Origin of the sequence: Leeuwenhoekiella palythoae (assembly GCF_900130045.1) — a bacterium.
GTDB classification, from domain to species: Bacteria; Bacteroidota; Bacteroidia; order Flavobacteriales; family Flavobacteriaceae; genus Leeuwenhoekiella; species Leeuwenhoekiella palythoae.
Genome location: NZ_FQXT01000004.1, coordinates 1 through 25,790 on the forward strand (window position 1 = coordinate 1; position 25,790 = coordinate 25,790).

The 25,790-nt window shown below is 42.1% G+C and carries 1 protein-coding gene; it reads right to left on the reverse strand.

Annotated features, from left to right (window positions below; all coding sequences use genetic code 11):
- A partial coding sequence (locus tag BUA96_RS10500) for an Ig-like domain-containing protein (protein ID WP_072982921.1) occupies positions 1-25,772 on the reverse strand: 25,772 nt, incomplete at its 3' end.
- Positions 25,773-25,790 lie beyond the last annotated feature (18 nt).

Consider the following 25,790-nt stretch of genomic DNA (forward strand, 5'->3'; position numbering starts at 1 on the left):
AGTACATTACCCGGGATACCACCGTTTCTTCCGCTGATAGGTGTTGCGCTAAAGTCATCATCAGTAAGTGCAATATTAGAAGCTCCTACTAAAATAGTAGCACTATTAGTATCACAATTGCCTGGATTCAGATTCTCACAAATAGAATATGTGATCACATAGTTTCCGTTAGGTGTAAGTGGTGGGACGTTGATTGTTCCATCATTATTCAATTCAACACCATTAAGTCCACCGGTACTGATCAAACTAATATCAATATCATCATCATTCACTAATGCGCCGTTAAGAAAGTCATTAGCGGTTACATCGCCAGCAATTCCTCCGGTCTGACCATTAACTGCAGTACCTGTAAAGTCGTCTATAGTAGCGGTAATAGTAGGTGCTATAATTCGGAGTTCTACGGTAGTTGATGAACAATTTGAAGGATTAATCACACCACAAATTCTATACTGGAGTGTGTAATCTCCTGCCGGTACACCTGCCGGAACTGTAATCGTTCCGTCAGAATTCACCTGTAGCCCATTAATTCCACCAGAATTAATCAATCTGATCGTAACATTTGCTGGTGTAATAGGATCTCCATTTACTAAATCATTACTAATGATATTAGGTGTTGTACCGCCCACGAATCCATTGATAGGAGTGCCCGTATAATCATCCGGTACGGCGGTAAGTTCAGGAAGATCAACCACAATAGTAATTGTCGCGCTATCACATTCACCGGTATTGATTTGATCACATATTTGATAGATCACACTATATGAACCGGCCGCTGTTCCTGAAGGAACGGTTACGGTACCATCAGGATTAAGGGTTAATCCATTGATTCCACCATTGTTGATTAAACTTAGATTGACATTAGCAGTAGTGGCTGGATTTCCATTAATTAGATCGTTTACTAAAACATTAGGTAGTGTTGCTCCTTCATATCCGTCAACAGGTGTTAAACTATAATCATCATTATTAGCATTAACATCACCTCCACCAACATTAACAAGAGCAGTAGCGGTATCACAATTTGCAGGATTTAGGACGTCACAAATTTGATAGGTTACCGTGTATGTTGCAATAGCAGTACCAGCCGGTACTTCTAAAATTCCGTTACTATTAATTGTTACACCCGTTAATCCGCCTTCGTCGACCACTGTTACCGCTACATAAGTAGCGTTGGCCATGCGTGTATTTACAAGGTCATTGCTGAAGACATTTCCGGCTGAACCGCCATCAAGACCATTAATGGTTGTAGCTGAAAAATCATCATTCACCGCGTCAACAACCGGACTGTTGATCAATAAGGTTACTTGAGCGGTATCACAGTTACCCGCATTAAGGCTTTCGCAGATCTGATAAGTAATAGTATAGGTTCCTGGAGGAGTTTGCATCGGAATAACTAAAGTACCATCACTTAAAATATCAAGATCAGTAATGCCATCATTATCTATAATAGACGGAGTCACTTTAGTGTTACCGAATGAATTTCCGTTTAAAGTATCATTACTGTACACCGAAGCAGTGCTTCCACCATCAAAACCATCAACAGGGATTGCAGTAAAGTCATCATCAACGGCATCAATAGTTGCTGCTCCTACCGCTACGGTTATTGGTGCAGAACCACAGTTGCCCGGATTTAAATTCTCGCAGATTGTATATACAATGGTGTAAGAACCTGCCGGTGTATTTGGTGGAATTATTAAGTTTCCGTCATCATCAATACTTGCGCCGGCTAATCCGCCATCATCAGTAATAAAGATGTCATCGTCATTAACAGGAGCTCCGTTGAATGTATCGTTAGCCGTAACGTCTCCAGCGATACCTCCGGTTAAACCGTTGACTGGTGAACCGCTAAAATCATCAGGAATCGCTGCAATGGTTGCAGGATCTACCACTACCGTTGCAGTTGCAGTCTCGCAGTTGCTTAGATTTAGATTTTCGCAGATACGATAAACAATGTTATACGTTCCTGCAGGAGTTGCTGAAGGAATCATTAATGTACCATCATTATCAATGGTTACACCGTTTAATCCATCAGGATCTACAATAGAAATAGTGATATCACCATCTTCTACTGCAACACCATTAAGTGTGTCATTAATAGTCACGTCTCCTGCGTTACCTCCGGTTTGTCCTGCAATCGGAGTACCACTAAAGTCATCATCATTGGCAGTAATCGTTGCAGCATTTACAAGTACCGTAATGCTTGCAGTATCGCAATTGCCTGAATTTAAGTTTTCACAGATCTGGTATACGATAGTATAGGTTCCCGCAGGTGTCCCAGCCGGAATGATAAGTATACCGTCATTATCAATAGTTACTCCAGACAGGCCATCAGGATCTTGTACCGTAATTGTAATGTCACCATCCTCAACAGCCACACCGTTAAGCGTGTCGTTAGCAGTAACATCTCCGGCATTACCACCATTTTGTCCTGCAATTGGAGTAGCGCTAAAGTCATCGCTATTGGCTACTAGCGTAGCAGCATTAACCACTACCGTAGCAGTTGCAGTCTCACAATTACTAAGATTCAGATTTTCACAGATTTGATAAACGATATTATACGTTCCTGCAGGTGTGCCCGCCGGAATGATCAAAGTACCGTCATTGTCAATAGTTGCACCAGACAAGCCGTCTAGATCTTGTATTGAGATGGTAATATCACCATCTTCTACAGCTACGCCATTAAGCGTATCATTAGCAGTAACGTCACTAGCGTTTCCACCATTTTGACCAGATACCGGAGTAGTGGTAAAGTCGTCATCGTTGGCTGCGAGTGTTGCAGCACTTACGACAACTGTGGCGGTTCCTGTTTCACAGTTTCCTGAGTTTAGGTTTTCGCAAATTTGGTAAACAATGTTATACGTTCCTGCTACAGTACCAGCCGGAATAATTACGGTACCATCATTATCAATAGTAACGCCAGTTAATCCGTCAGGATCTGCTACGGTGATTGTAATATCTCCATCTTCAACAGCCACACCGTTGAGCGTGTCATTTGCTGTAACATCACCAGCGTTTCCACCATTTTGTCCAGAAACCGGAGTTGCGCTAAAGTCATCGTCGCTAGCTACCAGCGTAGCAGCATTAACCACTACCGTAGCAGTTGCAGTCTCACAGTTGCTTGGATTAAGATTTTCACAGATTTGATAAACGATATTATAAGTTCCTTCCGGAGTATTCGCTGGAATAATCACGGTACCATCATTGTCAATGGTTACACCGGTTAATCCGTCAGGGTCTGCTATTGAAATGGTAATATCTCCGTCTTCGACAGCTACTCCATTTAAAGTGTCATTAGTAGTTACATCTCCAGCATTTCCGCCATTTTGGCCTAAAATTGGAGTTGCACTAAAGTCATCGTCATTGGCTACGAGAGCTGCAGGATTTACAACTATTGTTGCGGTTCCTGTTTCGCAATTTCCTGGATTAAGGTTTTCACAGATCTGGTAAACGACATTATACGTTCCTGCCGGAGTACCTGCCGGAATAATTACTGTACCATCATTTTCTATTGTTAAACCTGCTAAACCATCAGAATCTGCTACCGTGATTGTAATATCACCATCTTCAACGGCAACGCCATTAAAGGTATCATTAGCAGTGACATCGCCTGCGTTTCCACCTGCTTGTCCTGTTATAGGAGTTGCACTGAAGTCATCGTTATTAGCTACTAAAGTAGCGGCATTTACTACTACAGTGGCGGTTGCGGTCTCACAATTATCTAGATTAAGGTTTTCACAGATTTGATAAACAATGTTATACGTTCCTGCTGGTGTACCCGCCGGAATCATAAGCGTTCCATCATTATCTATAGTCACACCGCTTAGTCCGTCTGGATCACTAATGCTGATTGTGATGTCGCCATCTTCAATAGCGACGCCGTTAAGCGTGTCATTAGTGGTTACATCTCCTGCGTCACCACCCGTTTGTCCGGTGATCGGATTGCCGCTAAAATCATCGTCATTGGCAACAAGTGTCGCAGCGTTCACTACTACTGTAGCAGTTGCAGTCTCACAGTTGTCAGGATTCAGATTTTCGCAGATTTGATAAACAATGTTATAAGTTCCTGCCGGAGTACCAACAGGAATGTTAAGTACGCCATCATTGTCTATGGTAATACCTGTTAACCCATCTGGATCATTTACTGTAATTGTAATGTCTCCATCTTCTACGGCAGCACCATTGAGCGTGTCATTTGCTGTAACATCACCAGCGTTTCCACCATTTCGTCCTGAAACAGGAGTAGCGCTAAAGTCATCATCATTTGCAGCCAAAGTTGCAGCATCCACAACAACTGTAGCAGTTGCAGTCTCACAGTTACTTAGATTTAGGTTTTCGCAGATTTGGTAAACAATATTGTACGTTCCTGCTGGGGTACCCGCCGGAATCATAAGCGTACCATCATTGTCTACTGTAATACCTGATAATCCATCTGGGTCTACAACGGTGATTGTGATGTCTCCATCTTCAACCGGAACACCATTAAGCGTGTCATTTGTAGTTACATCACCTGCGTCCCCACCAGTTTGACCTGAAATTGGCGTGGTGCTGAAATCATCATCATTGGCTACAAGTGCTGCAGGAGCAACAACTACTGTAGCTGTTCCTGTTTCACAGTTTCCTGGATTTAGGTTTTCACAGATTTGATAAACAATATTATACGTACCTGCTACAGTGCCTGCCGGAATGATAAGGACACCGTCATTGTCTACCGTCACACCTGATAACCCGTTTGGATCTGTTACTGTAATGGTGATGTCACCATCTTCAACAGCAACGCCGTTAAGGGTGTCATTAATGGTTACATCACCAGCGTTTCCACCATCTTGTCCAGAAACCGGAGTAGCACTAAAGTCATCATCATTAGCTGCGAGCGTTGCTGCGTTTACGACTACAGTAGCCGTCGCAGTTTCACAATTATCAAGATTTAAGTTTTCACAGATTTGGTAAACAATATTATAGGTTCCTGCCGGAGCATTTGCCGGAACTATAATAGTTCCATCATTGTCTACCGTCACACCTGACAGTCCGCCTGGATCTGTTACTGTAATGGTGATATCACCATCCTCAACAGCAACACCATTTAAGGTATCATTTGTAGTTACATCACCAGCGTTTCCACCGGTTTGTCCTGTTACAGGAGTAGCACTAAAATCATCATCGTTAGCTACTAGTGCAGCAGCATTCACTACTACTGTAGCAGTTCCTGTCTCACAATTATCTGGATTTAGATTTTCGCAGATTCGATAAACGATGTTATACGTTCCAGCCGGAGTACCTGCCGGAATGTTAAGTACGCCATCATTGTCTATGGTTACGCCAGTAAGTCCGTCTTGATCGTTTACGGTAATCGTAATATCTCCATCTTCAACAGCTACACCATTCAGTGTATCATTAGTGGTAACATCACCTGCATTACCTCCTGTTTGTCCTGTAATTGGAGTAGCGCTAAAGTCATCATCATTGGCTACAAGCGCTGCAGCATTGACAACTACTGTTGCAGTTGCCGTCTCACAATTACTTGGATTTAATTTTTCGCAAATACTGTAAACCAGATTATAGGTTCCTGCCGGAGCATTTGCCGGAATGATAAGCGTACCGTCGTTATCGATACTTGCTCCGGAAAGTCCATTAGGATCTACGATGGTAATTTCAATATCTCCATCTTCTACAGCAATTCCGTTTAGGGTGTCGTTAGCCGTTACATCACCAGCGGTTCCACCAATTTGTCCCGTGATCGGAGTAGCGCTAAAGTCATCATCGTTGGCTACAAGTGTAGCAGCATTTACTACAATAGTAGCAGTTCCGGTCTCACAATTATCAAGATTTAAGTTTTCACAGATTTGGTAAACGATATTATACGTTCCTGCCGGAGTTCCTGCCGGAATAACTAACGTACCATCATTATCAATTGAAGCACCGGTTATTCCATCAAAATCTTCGATAGTGATTGTGATATCACCATCCTCAACAGCAACGCCATTTAGAGTATCGTTTGCAGTAACATCGCCCGCATTTCCACCAGTAAATCCGTTAATTGGGGTAGTGCTGAAGTCATCATCGTTAGCTACAAGAGCTGCAGCGTTTATGACTACTGTCGCAGTTGCCGTATCGCAGTTATCTGTATTTAACTTTTCACAAATTTGATAAACGATGTTATAAGTTCTTGCCGGAGTATTAGCCGGAATGATCAGCGTACCATCAGCATCAATAGATGCACCAGACAGACCATCAAAGTCTTGAATTGTGATTGTGATATCACCGTCTTCAACAGCAACGCCATTTAGCGTGTCATTTGCAGTAACATCGCCTGCGTTTCCTCCGGTCGTACCTGTGATAGGAGTCGCACTAAAGTCATCATCATTTGCTACTATAGCTGCAGCATTTACTACTACTGTGGCAGTTCCTGTTTCACAATTATCTGGATTGAGGTTTTCACAAATCTGATAAACAAAGTTGTAGGTTCCTGCCGGTGTTCCCGCCGGAATGATCAATGTGCCGTCAGCATCTATTGATGCTCCGGTTATACCGTCAAAGTCTTGGATCGTGATTGTAATATCACCGTCTTCAACAGCAACACCATTTAAGGTGTCATTAGCGGTAACATCACCAGCATTTCCACCAGTAAATCCGTTCACCGGAGTAGCGCTGAAGTCATCGTCATCAGCTGCCAGCGCAGCAGCATTAACAACTACGGTTACGGTTGCAGTATCACAATTATCAGTATTTAGGTTTTCGCAAATAGTATAAACCAGGTTGTAAGTTCCTGCCGGAGCATTAGCCGGAATGATGACTGTACCATCATTTTCGATACTTGCACCTGAAAGTCCATCGCGATCAATCAAAATGATCGAAATATCTCCATCATCTACTGCAACACCATTGAGCGTATCGTTAGTAGTTACATCACCTGCGTTGCCACCCGTTTGTCCTGTGATAGGAGTAGCGCTAAAGTCGTCGTCGTTAGCTACAAGAGCAGCCGCTTCTACAACAATAGTAACTGTAGCGGTATCACAGTTTGTAGGGTTTAAGTTTTCACAAATTCTATAAACGATGTCATACGTTCCTGCCGGAGTATTAGCGGGAATGATAACCGTACCATTTGTCTCTATTGAAGCGCCGGTTAGTCCGTCAAAGTCTTCGATAGCAATTGCAATATCTCCATCATCTACTGCGACACCATTGAGCGTATCATTTAGTGTTACATCTCCCGCATTTCCGCCGGTAAATCCATTAACCGGAGTAGCGCTAAAGTCATCGTCGTTAGCTAGAAGCGCAGCAGGATTTACTACCACAGTAGCAGTCGCTGTATCGCAATTTCCAGGATTTAAGTTTTCACAGATTTGATATACGATGTTATAGGTTCCTGCCGGAGTATTTGCCGGAACGATTATAGTACCATCATCTTCAATACTTACACCTGCGAGACCACCATTGTTTTGAAGTGTGATCGCAATATCATCATCATTAACTGTAATACCATTTAGCGTATCGTTAGTAGTAACATCACCTGCATTACCACCGGTTTGTCCTGTAATCGGTGTTGCGCTAAAGTCATCGTCGTTGGCTACAAGTACAGCAGCACTGATTTCTACAGTAGCTGTCGCAGTTTCACAATTATCAGGATTTAGGTTTTCGCAGATTTGATAAACAATGTTATACGTTCCTGCCGGAGTTCCTGCCGGAATAATCAACGTACCGTCATTATTTACCTGAAGTCCATCAATTCCATTATCATCAGTTATTGAAATAGCAATATCTTCATCCGCTACAGCAACACCATTTAAGGTATCATTTGCTGTAATATCGCCGATGCTTCCACCGGTAAATCCGTTGATCGGAGTAGCGGTTAGGTCATCGTCATTAGCAACCAGTGCAGCACCTGCAACTTGAACAGTTACCGTAGCAGTATCACAATTAGAACCATTTGCTAGTTCGCAAACTGAATAAGTTATAGAATAAATTCCCGCAGGAGTATTAGGACTTACATCTACTGTTCCATCAGCATTTACAGTAAGTGGACCTGCAGATACCGGAGTAATTACAACTTCAGCCGGATCAACAGGATTGTTATTGATAAGGTCATTATCCAGGACGTTAACAACTGCTGTTGCGCCAATATCACCACGTACCGGAGTAGCGCTAATATCATCGTCAGTAGCGACTAAGACAGCGGTTTCTACGGTTACGGTAACCACCGCAGTATTACAACCGCCATTATTGTCACAAATCGCATAGCTGAACGTGTCATCCCCAAAGAAATCTGCATCAGGAGTATACAAAATGGTATCATCGCTTGGGTCTCCCGGTGTACCGTTATCTAATACTGTTGCAGTCCCATTATTAGGAGCAGTTGAAACTGAAAGGCTACCTGCTGTAGGAACTTCAAAGTCGTTTTCAAGAACGTCAATTTCTACAGGAGTTTCATTAGCAGTCGTAGCAGTATCATCCACAGCATCAGCAACTGCAAGAACAGTAATGTTAACCGTCGCAGTACTTGCATCTCCATTCACATCAATTACGGAATAGGTATAAGAATCGCTTCCGTTAAAGTCTGCGTTAGGAGTGTAGGTGATGGTTCCGTCAGGATTGATCACCACAGAACCATTTGATGGATCTGTTGCAGCTACAATATTGTAATCTGTTCCATATACACCTTGGAAGGTATCATTGTCTAACACGCTTGTAGTAACAGGGTCATCTTCTAAAGTCGTATCAGTATCATTATTAATATCAGAAACCGGATTCACAGTAACAGTTACCGTTGCTGTACTCTCAGCACCATTAGCATCTGTAATGGTATAAGTGAAGCTATCTACACCGTTAAAATCAGGGTCAGGAGTGTAGGTATAGTTTCCATTAGGATTCACAAAGGCAGCACCATTTGCAGCATCTGTAAGTAAAGCAGCAGTGGTAGGTTCGCTTCCTAGATCGTCAGCTCCGTTTCCATTATCTACAAATAAGTTTCCTGAAACTAAAGTGTCTTCATCGGTTGTTACACTATCATCAATAGCATCAGGTGTAGCTGTTACTGTAATAGTAACCGAAACAGTTTCGGTTGTATTGTTAACGTCTGTTACCGTATAGGTGAAAGTTTCCTCACCAGCAAAATCAGGAGCCGGAGTATAGTCAAAACTACCATCAGAATTCATAACGACCGTACCGCCATTATTGGTGTCTCCGTTAAACACATAGGTGGCATCATCAGAGTACGTGTCATTAGTGCTCACATTATCGCTGAGCACAGTGTCCTCATTTGTTGTAAACGTATCTGCCACCGCATCGTTGATAGGATTCACCGTAATAGTGACCGAAACCGTTTCGGTAGCACCGTAAAAATCCGTTACGGTGTAGGTGAATGTTTCCTCACCGGCAAAATCAGGAGCCGGAGTATATTCAAATGTTCCGTCAGGGTCCATAACGACCGTGCCGCCATTATTGGTGTCTCCATTAAACACATAGGTAGCATCATCAGAATAGGTATCATTGGCGCTTACGTCATCATTAAGCACTGTATCCTCGTCTATAGTATAAGTATCTGCTACAGCATCGGTCACAGGATTGACTGTAATGGTAACCGAAACGGTTTCGGTTGCTCCATTTACATCAGTCACAGTGTAGGTAAAGGTCTCGTCACCTACAAAATCAAAGGCCGGAGTATATTCAAATGTTCCGTCAGAATTCATTGCGATGCTACCACCATTAGAAGCATCGTCGTTATAAGCATACGAGACAACTCCGGTGTAAGTATCATTAGTGCTTACATCTGCATTTAGAACAGTGTCTTCGTCAGTTGTGAACGTATCAGCAACGGCATCTGCAATAGGATCAACTGTGATGGTTACTGAAACCGTTTCGGTAGTACCATTAATATCGGTTACGGTGTATGTGAACGTTTCGTCACCCACAAAATCAGCCGCAGGTGTATAGACGAAAGTACCGTTAGGGTTCATAGCTACAATACCTCCATTATCGGTATCTCCATTGAATATATACGTTGCGTTAGCAGAGTAGGTGTCATTGGTACTAACATCTGCATTTAAAGCCGTGTCTTCATCAGTGTTGAATGTATCAGCAACGGCGTCATTAACAGGATCAACTGTAATTGTAACAGTTACCGTTTCTGTAGTTCCATTAATATCTGTTGCCGTGTAAGTAAAGGTTTCGTCACCTACAAAGTCAGCAGCAGGAGTATATTCAAAAGTACCATCTGTTTGCATGGTGATGCTTCCGCCATTATCAGCGTCATTATTGTAAACGTAAGTAGCATCATCAGCGTAGGTGTCGTTTGCACTCACATCTGCATTTAGAACCGTGTCTTCATCGGTTGTGAATGTATCAGCAACTGCATCATCAACCGGATCAACGGTAATAGTAACCGTAACTGTTTCCGTAGTTCCATTAACATCTGTTGCCGTATAAGTAAAGGTTTCGTCACCTACAAAGTCGGCAGCAGGAGTATACTCAAAAGTACCGTCTGTTTGCATAGTGATGCTTCCGCCATTATCAGCGTCGTTATTGTAAACATAAGTAGCATCATCAGAATAAGTGTCGTTTGCACTTACATCGGCGTTTAAAACCGTGTCTTCATCAGTTGTGAACGCATCAGCAACCGCATCATTAACTGGATTAACGGTAATGGTAACCGAAACAGTTTCCGTAGTTCCATTAACATCAGTTACCGTGTATGTGAAAGTTTCGTCCCCAGCAAAATCAGGAGCTGGTGTATATTCAAATGCTCCACTAGTAATCATACTAATGCTTCCGCCGTTATCTGCGTCATTATTGTAGACATAGGTCGCATCATCAGCGTAGGTGTCGTTTGCACTTACATCAGCGTTTAAAACCGTGTCTTCATTAGTTGTGAACGTGTCAGCAACGGCATCTGCAATAGGATTAACCGTGATGGTTACCGTAACGGTTTCGGTAGCACCATTAACATCTGTTACGGTATAGGTGAACGTTTCATCACCTACAAAATCAGCCGCAGGGGTGTAGTCAAATGATCCATCTGTATCCATCGCTACACTACCACCATTGTTGGTATCGCCATTAAATACATAGCTTGCAGCAGCAGTATAGGTGTCATTAGCACTTACATCTGCACTGAGTACGGTGTCTTCATCAGTTGTGAACGTATCAGCAACTGCATCTGCAATAGGATTAACCGTGATAGTTACCGTTTCTGTGCTGGTATCACCATTTACATCAGTAACGGTGTAGGTATACGAATCTGTACCGTTAAAGTCTGAATTTGGAGTGTAGGTAATTGTGCCATCTCCATTTTCTGTAACTGTTCCGTTTGCCGGATCAGTAGTTGCAGTGATCTCATAATCGGTACCATAAACTCCTTGGAAAGTGTCGTTATCCACTACATCAGTAGTTACTGCTACATCTTCGTCTGTGGTGTCTGCATCGGCTACAATATCAACTATCGGATTAACCGTGATGGTAACTGTTGCAGTTTCGGTATCTCCATTTACATCAGTAACGGTATAGGTATACGAATCTGTACCGTTAAAGTCCGGATCAGGCGTATACGTAATAGTACCATCTCCATTTTCTGTGATTGTTCCGTCTGCCGGATCGGTAGTAGCAGTGATCTCATAGTCGGTACCATAAACTCCTTGGAAGGTGTCATTATCTACTACGTTAGTAGTTACCGCCACATCTTCGTCTGTTGTATCTGAATCCGGTACAATATCAGCTACCGGATTAACGGTGATTGTTACAGTTGTAGTTTCGGTATCCCCATTTACATCAGTCACAGTGTAGGTATACGAATCTGTACCGTTAAAGTCCGGATCAGGCGTATATGTAATAGTACCATCTCCATTATCTGTAATTGTTCCGTCTGCCGGATCAGTAGTTGCAGTGATCTCATAGTCGGTACCATAAGTTCCTTGGAAGGTATCATTATCTACTACATTAGTAGTTACTGCTACATCTTCGTCTGTTGTATCTGAATCCGGTACAATATCAGCGACTGGGTTGACTGTTATGGTAACCGTAACTGTTTCGTCTGTATCATTAACATCTGTTACCGTATAGGTAAATGTTTCTTCGCCAGCGAAATCAGCTGCAGGAGTATATTCAAACGATCCATCTGGATTCATGTCCACACTACCGCCATTGCTGGTATCACCATTAAATACATAGTTTGCAGCAGCGGAGTAGGTGTCGTTTAAGCTAACATTAGCATTTAATACGGTGTCTTCATCTGTTGTGAACGTATCAGCAACCGCATCTGCAATAGGATTGACCGTGATGGTTACCGTTTCTGTGCTGGTATCACCATTTACATCAGTAACGGTGTAGGTATACGAATCTGTACCGTTAAAGTCTGAATTTGGAGTGTAGGTAATTGTGCCATCTCCATTTTCTGTAACTGTTCCGTTCGCTGGATCAGTAGTTGCAGTGATCTCATAATCGGTACCATAAGTTCCTTGGAAGGTATCGTTGTCCACTACGTTAGTAGTTACTGCTACATCTTCATCTGTGGTGTCTGCATCGGCTACAATATCAACTATCGGATTCACCGTTATGTTTACTGTTGTTGTTTCGGTATCTCCATTTACATCAGTAACGGTGTAGGTATACGAATCAGTACCGTTAAAGTCCGGATCAGGCGTATAGGTGATGGTACCATCTCCATTTTCTGTGATTGTTCCGTCTGCCGGATCAGTAGTTGCGGTGATCTCATAATCGGTGCCATACGTTCCTTGGAAGGTATCATTATCTACTACATTAGTAGTTACCGCTACATCTTCGTCTGTTGTATCTGCATCGGCTACAATATCAGCTACCGGATTAACGGTGATAGTTACAGTTGTAGTTTCGGTATCCCCATTTACATCAGTAACGGTGTAGGTATACGAATCAGTACCGTTAAAGTCTGGATCAGGCGTATATGTAATAGTACCATCTCCATTATCTGTGATTGTTCCGTTTGCCGGATCAGTAGTTGCAGTGATCGCATAGTCGGTACCATAAGTTCCTTGGAAGGTATCATTATCTACTACATTAGTAGTTACTGCTACATCTTCGTTTGTTGTATCTGAATCCGGTACAATATCAGCTACCGGGTTGACTGTGATGGTAACCGAAACAGTTTCGGTAGCGCTGTTAATATCTGTTACCGTATATGTGAAGGTTTCATCACCTACAAAATCCGGAGCAGGGGTATAGACAAAGCTGCCATCGTTGTTCATAGAGACACTTCCGCCATTGTCTGTATCATTATTATATACATAAGTGGCCGTACCCGTATACGTATCATTAGTGCTTACATCAGCATTAAGCGTTGTGTCTTCATCAGTTGTAAATGTATCAGCAACCGCATCAGCGATAGGATTAAGAGTTATGGTTGCTGTGGCAGTACTTGTATTCCCATTATCATCAGTGATGGTATAGGTAAAACTATCAGTACCATTAAAATCTGCATCCGGGGTATATGTGAAAGTACCATTAGTATTGAAAATGATCGCACCATTGGCAGGACTTGTTGTAAGCGCAGCCGTAGTTGGAGCTGTGCCTAGGTCATCTGCGCCATTTTCATTATTAGCAAATACACTATCGGTTAGTACTTCATCTTCATCTATCGTGAACTCATCGTTAAATGCATCTGGAGTGGAAACAATGGTTATAAATACTGTAGCAGTGCTCGTGTTTCCATTATCATCAGTGATGGTATAGGTAAAGCTGTCGCTTCCATTGTAATTTGCATTTGGCGTATAAGTATAGGTTCCGTCAGTATTTACTATTGCATTTCCATTAGCTCCATTTGTGAGTAAAGTTGCAGTAGTTGGCGTGCTACCTAAATCATCTGCACCAAAACCGTTATCATCAAATAGATTTCCGGATACTGCTGCATCTTCAAAGGTTGTGAACTCATCATCAAGTGCATCAGGAGTAGAAACTACGGTTACTGTAGCAGTGGCAGTACTTGTTATACCGTTATTATCAGTTAGCGTGTAGGTAAAACTATCTGTACCGTTAAAGTCAGTATTCGGAGTATACGTAAAGGTTCCATCAGAGTTGACCACTACTGAACCATTTGTTGCATTGGTGTCAAGTGCTGCTGCGGTAGGTTCAGAACCTAAATCGTCAGCTCCATTACCATTATCGGCAATTAAATTTCCTGAAACCGCTGTGTCTTCATCCGTTGTAAATGCATCATCTACAGCATCAGGGGTAGCAACGATCGTGATAGTAGCTGTTGCCGTACTTTCCGCTCCATTCGTATCGGTAATTGTATATGTAAAACTATCTGTACCATTAAAGTCAGTATTAGGCGTATAGGTAAAGGTTCCGTTAGGATTTACAGTTACCGAACCGTTTTCAGCATTTGTTTCAAGAGCAGCAGTTGTAGGCTCAGAACCTAAATCGTCAGCTCCACTGCCGTTGCCAGCATACAGATTTCCTGAAACCGCTGTGTCTTCATTTGTTGTAAATGCATCATCAACTGCATCAGGAGTCGATATAACAGCTACTGTAGCGGTCGCAGTACTGGTTGCACCGTTATTGTCAGTGATCGTATAAGTAAAACTATCTGTACCGTTAAAGTCGGCATTAGGAGTATAGGTAAAGGTTCCGTTAGTATTTACAGTTACCGAACCGTTGGCTGCATTCGTTTCAAGAGCAGCTGAAGTAGGTGCTACCCCCAGATCGTCTGTACCATTGCCATTATCTGCTAAAAGATCACCAGAAACTGCAGTATCTTCTGAAGTTGTAAATGCATCGTCAACTGCGTCAGGAGTGGCTATTACAGTTACTGAAACTGAAGCAGTACTTGATACACCATTGGCATCTGTGATGGTATAGGTGAAACTATCCGTTCCATTAAAGTTGGCATTTGGCGTATAGGTAAAAGTTCCATCCGGATTGATCGTAACCGAACCGTTAGCAGCATTAGTTGCAAGTGCAACAGCTGTAGGTTCAGAGCCTAAATCATCAGGCCCGTTTCCGTTATCAGCCAATAGATTTCCAGAAACAGAAGCGTCTTCATTTACAGTGAATACGTCATCAACCGCATCAGGTGTTGAAGTGATCGTAATGTTGGCAGTAGCTGTACTTGACTGACCATTGGCGTCAGTGATCGTGTATGTAAAACTATCTGTGCCATTGTAGTCAGGATTCGGAGTATAGGTAAAGGTACCATTAGTATTTACAGTTACCGAACCGTAAGTTGCATTCGTTTCAAGAGCAGCTGTAGTAGGTGTTATCCCTAAATCATCAGGCCCGTTTCCATTATCTGCAAATAAGTCATCAGTTATAGCGGTATCTTCATTAGTAGTGAAGTTATCATCATAAGCATCAGGAGTAGAAACCACATTGATATTCTGACTTGCAGTTGCTGTACCGCCTTGACCATCTGAAATAGTATAGGTAAACGTGATTGGGCCGTTGTAATCATCCGCAGGAACAAAAGTAATAGTGCCATCTGTGGCAATAGTCACCTGACCGTTAGTAACGGCGATATTTTGTGCTACACCGGGAGTGACCGCAGTACCATTTATACTTTGTACGGTAAGTGGGTCTCCATCAACATCTGTGTCCCCTGTGAGTGGTGTTAAAATCACCGACTCATCTTCGTTCACCGTATAAGCATCATCTACAGCAACCGGATCATCGTTAACCGAATTTACTGTGATTAATTGATCAGCAGTTGCAGTGGCTCCATTTCCATCGTTGATAACGTATGGGAAACTTACTGGACCATTATAATTAGCATCAGGTGTAAATGTGATTATTCCACCGGCATCTATAGTTACGGTACCATTAGTTACAGGTATCGTCTGTGCACCTCCGGCAATTAGAGTGCCATTGATACTTTCAATAGTTAGACCATCTCCGTCAATGTCTGAATCACCTGTGAGTGGCGTTAGGACTACTGAATCATCTTCGTCTACTGAATAGGAATCATCAACAGCAACCGGTGGGTCATTTACTGCATTAACAGTAATGATCTGATTTGCAGTCGCTGTGCCACCATTTCCGTCAGAAATTGTATAAGGGATTGTAACCGAACCATTAAAGTCATCATCCGGAGTAAATGTGATTATTCCACCAGCATCAATGCGCACAACTCCGTTATCTACTGCGATAGTTTGCTCACCGCCGGTAAATGTGGTTCCGTTGATACTTTGAATTGAAAGTACATCTCCATCCACATCTGTATCATCGTCTAATGGAGTTAGTACTACTGAATCATCTTCGTCAACACTATACGTATCGTCAACCGCTACCGGATCGTCATTGATAGGATTCACCGTAATCACTAATTCTCCAACATCTGTAGCAGTACCGTCGGTTATCGTATAGGTGATGGTAGGTACGGTACCATTGTAATTCTCAGCCGGACTGAACGTATAACTTCCATCTGAATTGATCTGAAGATCGCCAACATTAGGTATTGAAGCTACTTGTCCCGAGGTATAAGGATTTCCATTAAAGGTAAATGAAGTAATTGTTAATACATCGCCGTCTGCATCAGTATCATTCAATAATAAATCACCAGCGTTGCCATCTCCTACTGATAAATCAACATCTTCGTCTGTTGAATTAGAATCATCTACAGCAACAGGATTTCCATTTACATTTAAGGTTGCAGCATTAGAAGTAGTTATGTCACAAATGTAGGTAGCATCAGAAATAACAACCGCATATTGATACCCATCGTTAGCATACGCTACTGCGGTTAAGTTAAGGGTTGCAGTCGTTGCCCCGGAGTAAATTCCACCATCAGTAATGTCTGAGAAGGTGCTTCCTCCATCTGTGCTTACTTGCCATTGATAGCTTAAGGTAGTACCTGTCGCATCAACAGTGAATGAAGTGTTTTCTCCTTCATTTACAGAACTATCAGCAGGTTGTGTGGTAATTGTAGGAGCAGCGCCCGGTGTAGTCACATTTGCATTTGTACCTGGGTAGCTTGCAGCGGTTACTGTACCGTCTGAATTTACTGCCGGCGGATTTCCGGTACCGTAATATCCGTTTCCGTCTGCATCAGCATTTGGATCGTTGTATGCTTCATTAGCGTCACTACAATTATCACCATCAGAATCGGTGTCGAACTGATCTATAATTCCGTCAAGATCAGTATCAAAACGGTCGTCAACGCCATCTGTATTTGTGTCAACAAAACCTGCAGTATCGGCATCTCTGTAATCTAAAATACCATCATTATCTGAATCTACTGTTGGGTCAGTTCCTCCGTTTTCAACGCTGTCTAGGATACCGTCATTATCGTCATCAAGGTCGTCTGCATCAGCTACCCCATCATTATCGTTATCTAAGGTATCACGGTAGTCAACATCACCACCGGTGTTTACGTCGTTATCCGCATCTGGGAAGTCGGTTTGAGGGTTGTCGTAAATACCATTAAAGTCTAGATAGGCATCACCATTATCATAGGTATTATCAAAACCGTTTACGCCAACGGTATTATTTGTTCTTCCGTCAGCATCAGTGTCAGCCGTAGGATTTCCTGCTTCAACAATATCAAAAAGCGAATCATTATCAGAATCCAGGTCTAAATAATCTGGAGTTCCATCACCATCTGTATCTACCGGTTGAATACCTGTTCCTACACCTCCTGAAGAATCATAATTATCATCAAGACCATCTTCATCAGTGTCATTATCAGATCTATAAACATAACCTAAAGTGGTTTGAGCTTCGACATTATCAGGTATGGTATCGTCATCAGAATCTAAATCTAAATGATTAGGAATAGAATCCCCGTCAGTGTCTGGTATGACTAATGGGGTTCCTGCTGTTGGAAATGGAGTGTCTGTATTACCTTGAACGTCATCATATGGGTCTAAAGCATCAGCAAGGCCATCAGCATCTTCATCGTTCAATGTTCCGGCACCATATTCTCCATCTCCGTCGGGATCAAAACCACCGGCCTCAATGGTATCTGGGACCCCGTCATTGTCAGAATCTAGATCCACAAAATCTGCATTAGCACTTCCAGAAGTATTTATAGGAACAATAATAGATTCTGTTTCGGTTGCACCAACCACAGCCAGAGGAATACCGTTATCATTAACTTCTGTGTTATCTAATACACCGGTACCTGGTTGTCCATTTCCGTCAGGATCGTCTGTGCCTCCAGACTCAGCATAATCTGTGATACCGTCATTATCTGAGTCTAAATCAAAATAATTAGGAATACCGTCTCCATCTTTATCCGAAGGATTGGTTCTGGGATTTCCATCTCCGTCTTCGTTAAAATCTTCATAGATATCTAAAATACCATCATTGTCGTCATCTAAGTCATCGGTATCAGCAACGCCATCTCCGTCTTTATCTTGGTTATTCAACTCTCTCCAATCTCTATCCCCACCTACATCATCAACATCAGGCATATCTGTGGGGAGTTGTCCATTGTTTGTTGCGTTTAATGGATTTGTAGTGTCAAAAATTCCATTTTCAAAATCATCGTGAAGACCATCTCCATCAATATCTATGAAATTACTTGGGTCTACAATACCGTTATTATCAGCATCAAGAGGTAAATCAATACTATCATCAGTTGCATTTTCAGAAATATCGTAAGGATCTACACCCTCATTATCTTCAGAATCAGCATTAGTATCTGCATAATCCGGCGCCGAGCCTCCGTCTGTATTGATAGTACCAATGGCGACACCACCATTATTCACATCGTACGCATCATCTATACCATCATTGTCCGTATCAACACCAGAAGGTGCTCTGTATCCTGTCGTAGGCTGCCCTTCTATATTATCAATGATACCGTCGTTGTCAATATCAATATCAATCACATTCTTAACCCCATCTCCATCACGGTCTGCATTGAAGCCAAAACCAAATCCAGGGATTACACCATCATTAGTATCTGCTAAACCGTCTTGATCTGCGTCTGCAGGTGTTCCAGAACCTACAATCCCGTCATTTTCACCGTCTACAACCTCGAAGTTACCTTCATAAGTATCTGGGATACCATCGCCGTCAGAATCTAAGTCTAAGTAGTTAGGTAAGCTGTCTGCATCTGAATTTCTAAGCGTTGGGAAAGTAGCTTCGGTATCAATAGGGTCGTGCCATCCGTTATTGTCAGCATCCACAAATCCATCAATTACACCATCATTGTCCGTGTCGTTATAAGAAGGATTATTTGAAAACGCTTCTTCAGTATCAGAAAGTCCGTCGTTGTCTGAATCTCTATCAAGGAAATTGTAAATGTTAGGAACGATATCTGAATTAGCGTCAGTATTTCGAGGCGTGTAATTGGCCACACCGCTGTCTGCTGAAGTTTCAAGTTCGTCTGCAAAACCATTAGTTCCATAACCTGCAGTATCCACTAACCCATCATTATCAGCATCTGTGAGTCCGACTTCTAAAACATCTGGGATCGCGTCATTATCAGCATCAAGGTCTAAATGGTTAGCAATACCATCACCGTCTAGATCATACGCCGCTGCCGGAAGACCGTCAGCATCGCCAATCGCAGCATCTGTAGAATCATCATCAAGATAATTTACAACACCGTCACCATCTGCATCAGCATTAGGATCAAGTCCGGCTAAATTTTCAGCAGTATCAAGGATACCATCATTGTCATCATCAAGGTCAATACTATCTGTTATACCATCACCATCACTGTCAACATCGATAAAACAGTGTGTTAAATCATAGATAGCAAACCCAGGAGCCGAACCAGCATTGTAAGTTCCACCTGAAACAATACCATAAGAAATCACAATACGATCTACCGGTGTGCTAAAGCTTGCGTAGACCACACCAAAAGCGGCATCAGCACCAGTTTGTGGAGCGTCAAAAGCATCACTAGTTACGGTGTTTCCAGCAATAGTGTGTATAGGAGTTCCTTGGAGAATTGGGTTAACGGTTGTGCCTCCTAGGTAACCGGTAATGGTAACAGTCTCTTGATAATTTACAGAGCCGCTAGAACCATCAATATCAAATAATTTAAACTGTACTCCATCAAGACCAGTATTAGATTCTCCTAGAAGAATTTCAGTAGAAATAACATCACCATCAATATTAGATGCAAGAGCTGATAAAATTAATTGACTTGCATCTGAAGGACTACTGCCTAGATCTCCTTCATAAAAAGCAGCATTAACGGGAGTAGGGGACTCTAAACCACCTGCTGGAGGAGTAATATTGAATGCATAAGAAGTATTATTCTTATTGTTGTACGTATTAGAAGTCGAGCCAGGAGCCCAAGTCACCGTATCCCAATTGAAGGTGCTTTCAGTAGCACAAGGATCTGCAGTAACCGAAATTGTAAGCGTGCTTGAAGCAGTGCCGCCATTACTATCAGAGATCGTATAATTTGCAGCAGGAACAGCGCCATTGAATCCTGGAGCAGGAATAAACTTATAGCTTCCGTCAGCATAAATGGTAAGTTCGCCTTGAGCTGCAGCAACACTGTTTCCTGCAGTTACTGTGGTTCCGCCAAAGGTGAATTCCGTTACATTAAGTGTGTTGCCGTCAGCATCAGTATCATTGATTAAAACCCCTTCGTCTGCACCAATAAACAGCGTTACATCTTCATAAGTAGTATCAGTGTCAGGGTTTGCAATAGGATCATCATTAACTGCATTGATCGTAAGCGTTAAATTACCCACGTCAGTAAGTGCCCCATCTGTCACTGTATAAGTGATGGCAGGAACAGCGCCATTATAATTGGAAGCCGGTACAAAAGTGTAGCTTCCATTGGCATTTATGGTAAGATCACCAACACCTGCTATAGATGCTGTTTGGCCGGCAGTATAATTCGTGACATCAAAGGTAAACTCACTAATACTTAGCGCATCGCCATCGAGATCTGTATCATTCTGTAGTAAATCATCGAGGCTACCATCGGCCACAGTTAAGGTAGTGTCTTCATTAGTACTATTCGCATCATCAATGGCTACCGGAGGATCGTTAACCGGATCTACAGTAAGCGTTAAGCTGCCTACATCTGTAAGAGTTCCATCGCTTACGGTAAAAGTAATTGCTGGAACCGGACCATTATAATTTGCAGCGGGTGTAAAGGTGTAGCTTCCATTTGAATTAATAACTAATGTACCAACTCCAGTTACTGTTGCAGACTGCCCGGCATTGTAGTTAACTCCATTAAAGGAGAATCTTGTAATAGAAATAGGATCACCATCAACATCAGTCTCTACAGGAAGTAAGTCATCTGCGCTTCCGTTGGCAACGTTAAGTACGGTATTTTCATCAGTACTATTGGTGTAATCACCAGCTACCGGAGGGTCGTTAACAGGAGTTACTGTTATAGCTAAATTTGCCGTAGCGGTAAGTGAGCCATCGCTTACTGTGTAAGAAATAGCCGGAACAGTACCGTTGTAATTTGCCGCAGGGGCAAATGTGTAACTTCCGTTAGCATTTATTGTAAGTGCGCCTACGTTGGCCACTGTAATGGTGGTGCCGGCACTTTGAGTAGTTCCATCGAAGGTGAAGTTGGTAATATTCAGCGCATCGCCATCAACATCAGAATCATTATTTAATAAATCTCTGGCAGCACCGTCTGCTACAGTAATCGTTACATCTTCGGGAGTAGTATTACTATCATTAACAGCAACCGGAGGGTCGTTTACAGGTGTTACCGATAGTGTCAATGTAGAACTTGCGGTTCCGCCATTTCCGTCAGTAATTCTGTAGGTGATTACAGGAACCGAACCATTAAAATTGGCTGCGGGTGTAAAGGTATAACTACCGTTAGTATTCAACGTAAAAATACCAACTCCAGAGATCGGAGCACTATTTCCAGGAGTGTAATTCGTTCCGTTTATGGTGAACCGGTTTACAGTTAAGGTGTTACCATCAGCATCCGTGTCATTAATAAGCACACCATTGGCTGCATTAACATTAAGCGCAGTGTCCTCTGGCGTACTGTTAGTGTCAGGATTAGCTACAGGAACCCCGTTTACAGTAAGAATTGCTGCTGCTGAGGTAATTGTGCTACAAACATAAGAAGCATCGGTTACCACAACTCTGTATCTGTAGGTGTTATACGAGTAGGGCACATTGGTTAAAGTCAAAGTATTGGTTGTGGCACCAGAATATACACCGCCATTAGCCACATTACTATAACTTCCCCCGCCATTAGTACTTACTTGCCATTGATAACTTAAAGTGGTACCTGTAGCGGTAACAGCAAACGTGGTATTGGCACCTTGATTTATAGTTTTATTAGTAGGTTGTATACTTATAGTTGGTGCGACATTTACAGTAGTGACATTGCTATTGGTTCCGGGATAGGTTGCACCTACAACAGTACCATCAGGATTTACTGCAGGAGGATTACCTGTGCCATAAAAACGGTTGTCTCCACCATCAGCATTAGGGTTATTGTATGCTTCGTTCGCATCAGAACAGCCGTCATTATCACTGTCTGTATCACGAGAATCAGATGCAGCATCACCGTCAGTATCTCTTGGTAAGCATTCTAAGAACACACCAAATGCAAAGGCTTGACCACCTTGCGCACCATTTTGGCCAGCAGTATTGATTTCAACAGAAAGTCTGGTTGCATCTACTGTACGTAAGATAGGCACACCTTCCCCTGTATTATTGTATTGAACTCTTCTGGATCCGTTTCCTGTTAAATTATAACCTGTTCCACCAACGCTTTCAATAATTTCCCAGTTTCTACCATTGGTACTAACACGTTGATATTCATCAGCGGGGAATCCTAAATTATTTGTTTCTTCGGTATCGGCAAAAATCAGGTCAGGAGTATAAACAGTTCCTGATGCTGTACGGGCGGTAAAGGTGACGTCAAAACTTATATCATTGTTGTTTCCGGTACCACCACCATTGGCATATATTGATGCACCTGCTAAATTATAATCAGATTTTAATTGAGCTCCTCCAAAGGTGTTAAAATCACTTAAAAAATAATCTGAAGGACCGTTTCCATTGTCAGAACCATAAGTTCTTGGATTAGTAAGATTAAGATCTCTTACATTGGTAAATGTCGCAGTGATAGAGCCACCGCCCGGAAGATTAAGAGTGGCGGTGTCGTTCTCATCAATACCGTCAGCTATTGAAGTTCCTGTCCAAGATAACCAAAATATGTTCTGAGCAAAGTCACCGTTTCTTGTTGTTGAATTACCGTTATTAAGGGTAGCGCAATTTTGTTCATTTGTATCTAAGATTCCATCATTGTCATCATCACGATCACAACTGTCAGGAACACCGTCTCCGTCAAAATCTATTGTGTCATCAGAACCCGGACATCGGTCATTTCCATTTATGACTCCGTCACCATCGTCATCACAATTGGTTCCGGTAATTGAAGGATTTTTACTACTTAAATCATTTTGGCCACTACTTACTAACGTTGGTACACCACGACTACTTACAGTACCGTTTAAACTGGTGTCAGTTTTAAGATTAGCTCTTGTTATGCTAGTATTACTTCCTTCTAAAGCATCAGGGCAACCATCATTGTCACTGTTTAGGTCAAGATAATCTGGAGTGCCATCAGTGTCTGAGTCTAAAACAGAACATGAAAGAGCGCTAAATGGTATTTGTCTTTTACTTATTGAGGGTCCTTGGTAGCTTACTGTTAGAACTTCGCCTCCGGTATTCTCAAAAAAGGTTACTTGAAATTTGTGATGACCTACGGGTAAACTTATAGAACCACTCCTTTCTTGGTCACCGTGTAAACCATCATTGTTTACAACTTGAATATCATCAATGAAAAGTTTTGAACCATCATCTGAACTTGTAAAAAATGTATAATTTCCGGCTGTTGATATAAATATTGTTCCGGTGTACCGTATACTGAAGGTTTCACCATCTCCTGGAGTGACAAATGCATATAAGGCATCAACATCAAAATCATTAACACGACCTATTGAGGTTGCTCCAGTTCGAGGTATATTATCTACCGTATTTCCCGAGGGTACACTATTATAAAATTCATAATTTAAAGTTCCGACACAATGTGAAGTTAGGTTTTCGTTTTGATCTAGAATACCATCATTATCGGAGTCCAAGTCATACTGATTTATAACTCCGTCAAGATCTTTATCATAATTATCATTTACTCCATCAAAATTTGAATCAATAAAATCTGGTAGATCAGTATCTATAAAGTTTGGTATGCCATCATTGTCGGCATCCGCGTTGGCGTCTGGGTAACCATTGTTTTCAATGGCATCTGCGATTCCATCATTGTCGTCGTCTAGATCAATTGTATCAGCCACGCCATCTCCATCGTAATCACATCTTGGAACCTCAAAAGTTCTAGAAGAAGATTCACTACTAATTGCATAAAACCAAGTATTAATAGTTCTATTATTTCCAAAATCATCACAGAGATTGGCGTTTGTTGCTGAACCTCCTCCATTTGCTGGAGCTGGTACAGCGGTAGTAGGGTTTGGACCATCCCAAGCGTGTACAGGGCCTAAAACTCCTTGACCAAGTAGGCTTGAAGAAACTCCAGCACCAGTAGTATTATTATTGGGATTGGAGCAATCGGTGCCAATATTTGTAAGTTGAGTGTCATCCCAGTAAAGTCTTCTGTTTGGTGTAGAAGGAAATATACCCACTACAGATAAACCATTCTTATTCTGTTCAGCATCGACCATTGGTATGTTGGTTCGCCCTTGATAAAGAGTGAGTAGAACTTGAACGGAAGCACCTTCATTAACTGGGTTACCCAGACCATCAAGACCGTTCCACGACATAATATGGTTACCAGGAGTGATTGAATATGCCTCTAAGATGCGGTCTCTAGTACCAGATTGAAAACCAGGTGTGCCATTCAAGTCTAATAATAGTCCAACATCTCCGGCTTGATCTGTGTAGTAAGGAATGTCATAGTCTCCGGGGCACCCAAAAATTCCTGCACTATCAAAAGAAGGGACACCCACTTCACCATTAGGATAAATGGCGCTATCGGGACGTGTCAAAAATGTTGGGTAACCGTTGTTTATGTTTACGGATCCATTGACAGATCTTCTATCTTGTATAAAATTGCCAGTGCTATTTACGCCAGTACTATTAAATGCTAATTGAAACCCAAACGGTCGAAAACCTTCTGAAAACTGTACCTGAATAGTAAAACCATCAGGGGTATAAGTAAAAAAGGTTCCCTTGAAATCGTTATTGATTTGAGGAGTGAAATTTGATGGGTTATAGGTAATGAAACCCCATTTTTTTGAAAATAAACGCCCTCTTCTTTTAGCGGTTGTCCCAGATATTACACTAAAATCAAAATACGGTAATAATGCCGCCTCAGGGCCAGTATATGGGCTTACTCCACCATCCGTACTTAAATATATTTCAATGTAGTAATCTCCAGAGCCTGAATTGGGGTTGAAAACTATGGGAGTATACCCCGATGGAGTAGAGCCAGCAACGTTTGGACCAGCTACTGCTCTTTGATATGTATTAATAAATCCTGGAGCACCATTGGTCCGCGAAAAAGCAGATGGACCTGCAACAACTGTCCCATTTGGATTTTTAATACGATAATAAACTTGTGTGGAAGCATTAGGATTGCCATCAGTTCCTCTAAAGTACGGGTTAACTCCAAAGTACAAATTTTCATTGACGTCATCTGCAATATGAAAATATAATCTTTGGGATTCTGGGGAATTATAGCCGGGACCATAGGTATTTTGATCGATAAACATAGCCACTCCGTCATTTGGGTCAGGCATTACTTGCGCGGTACCTTCTTGCCCAAATAGTTTGGAAGTGATCAATCCTATAATAATAGATATTGAAAGTAAATGAAAAAATTTAGGGGTAATTTTATTCATATAAGCGTCGATTTTATT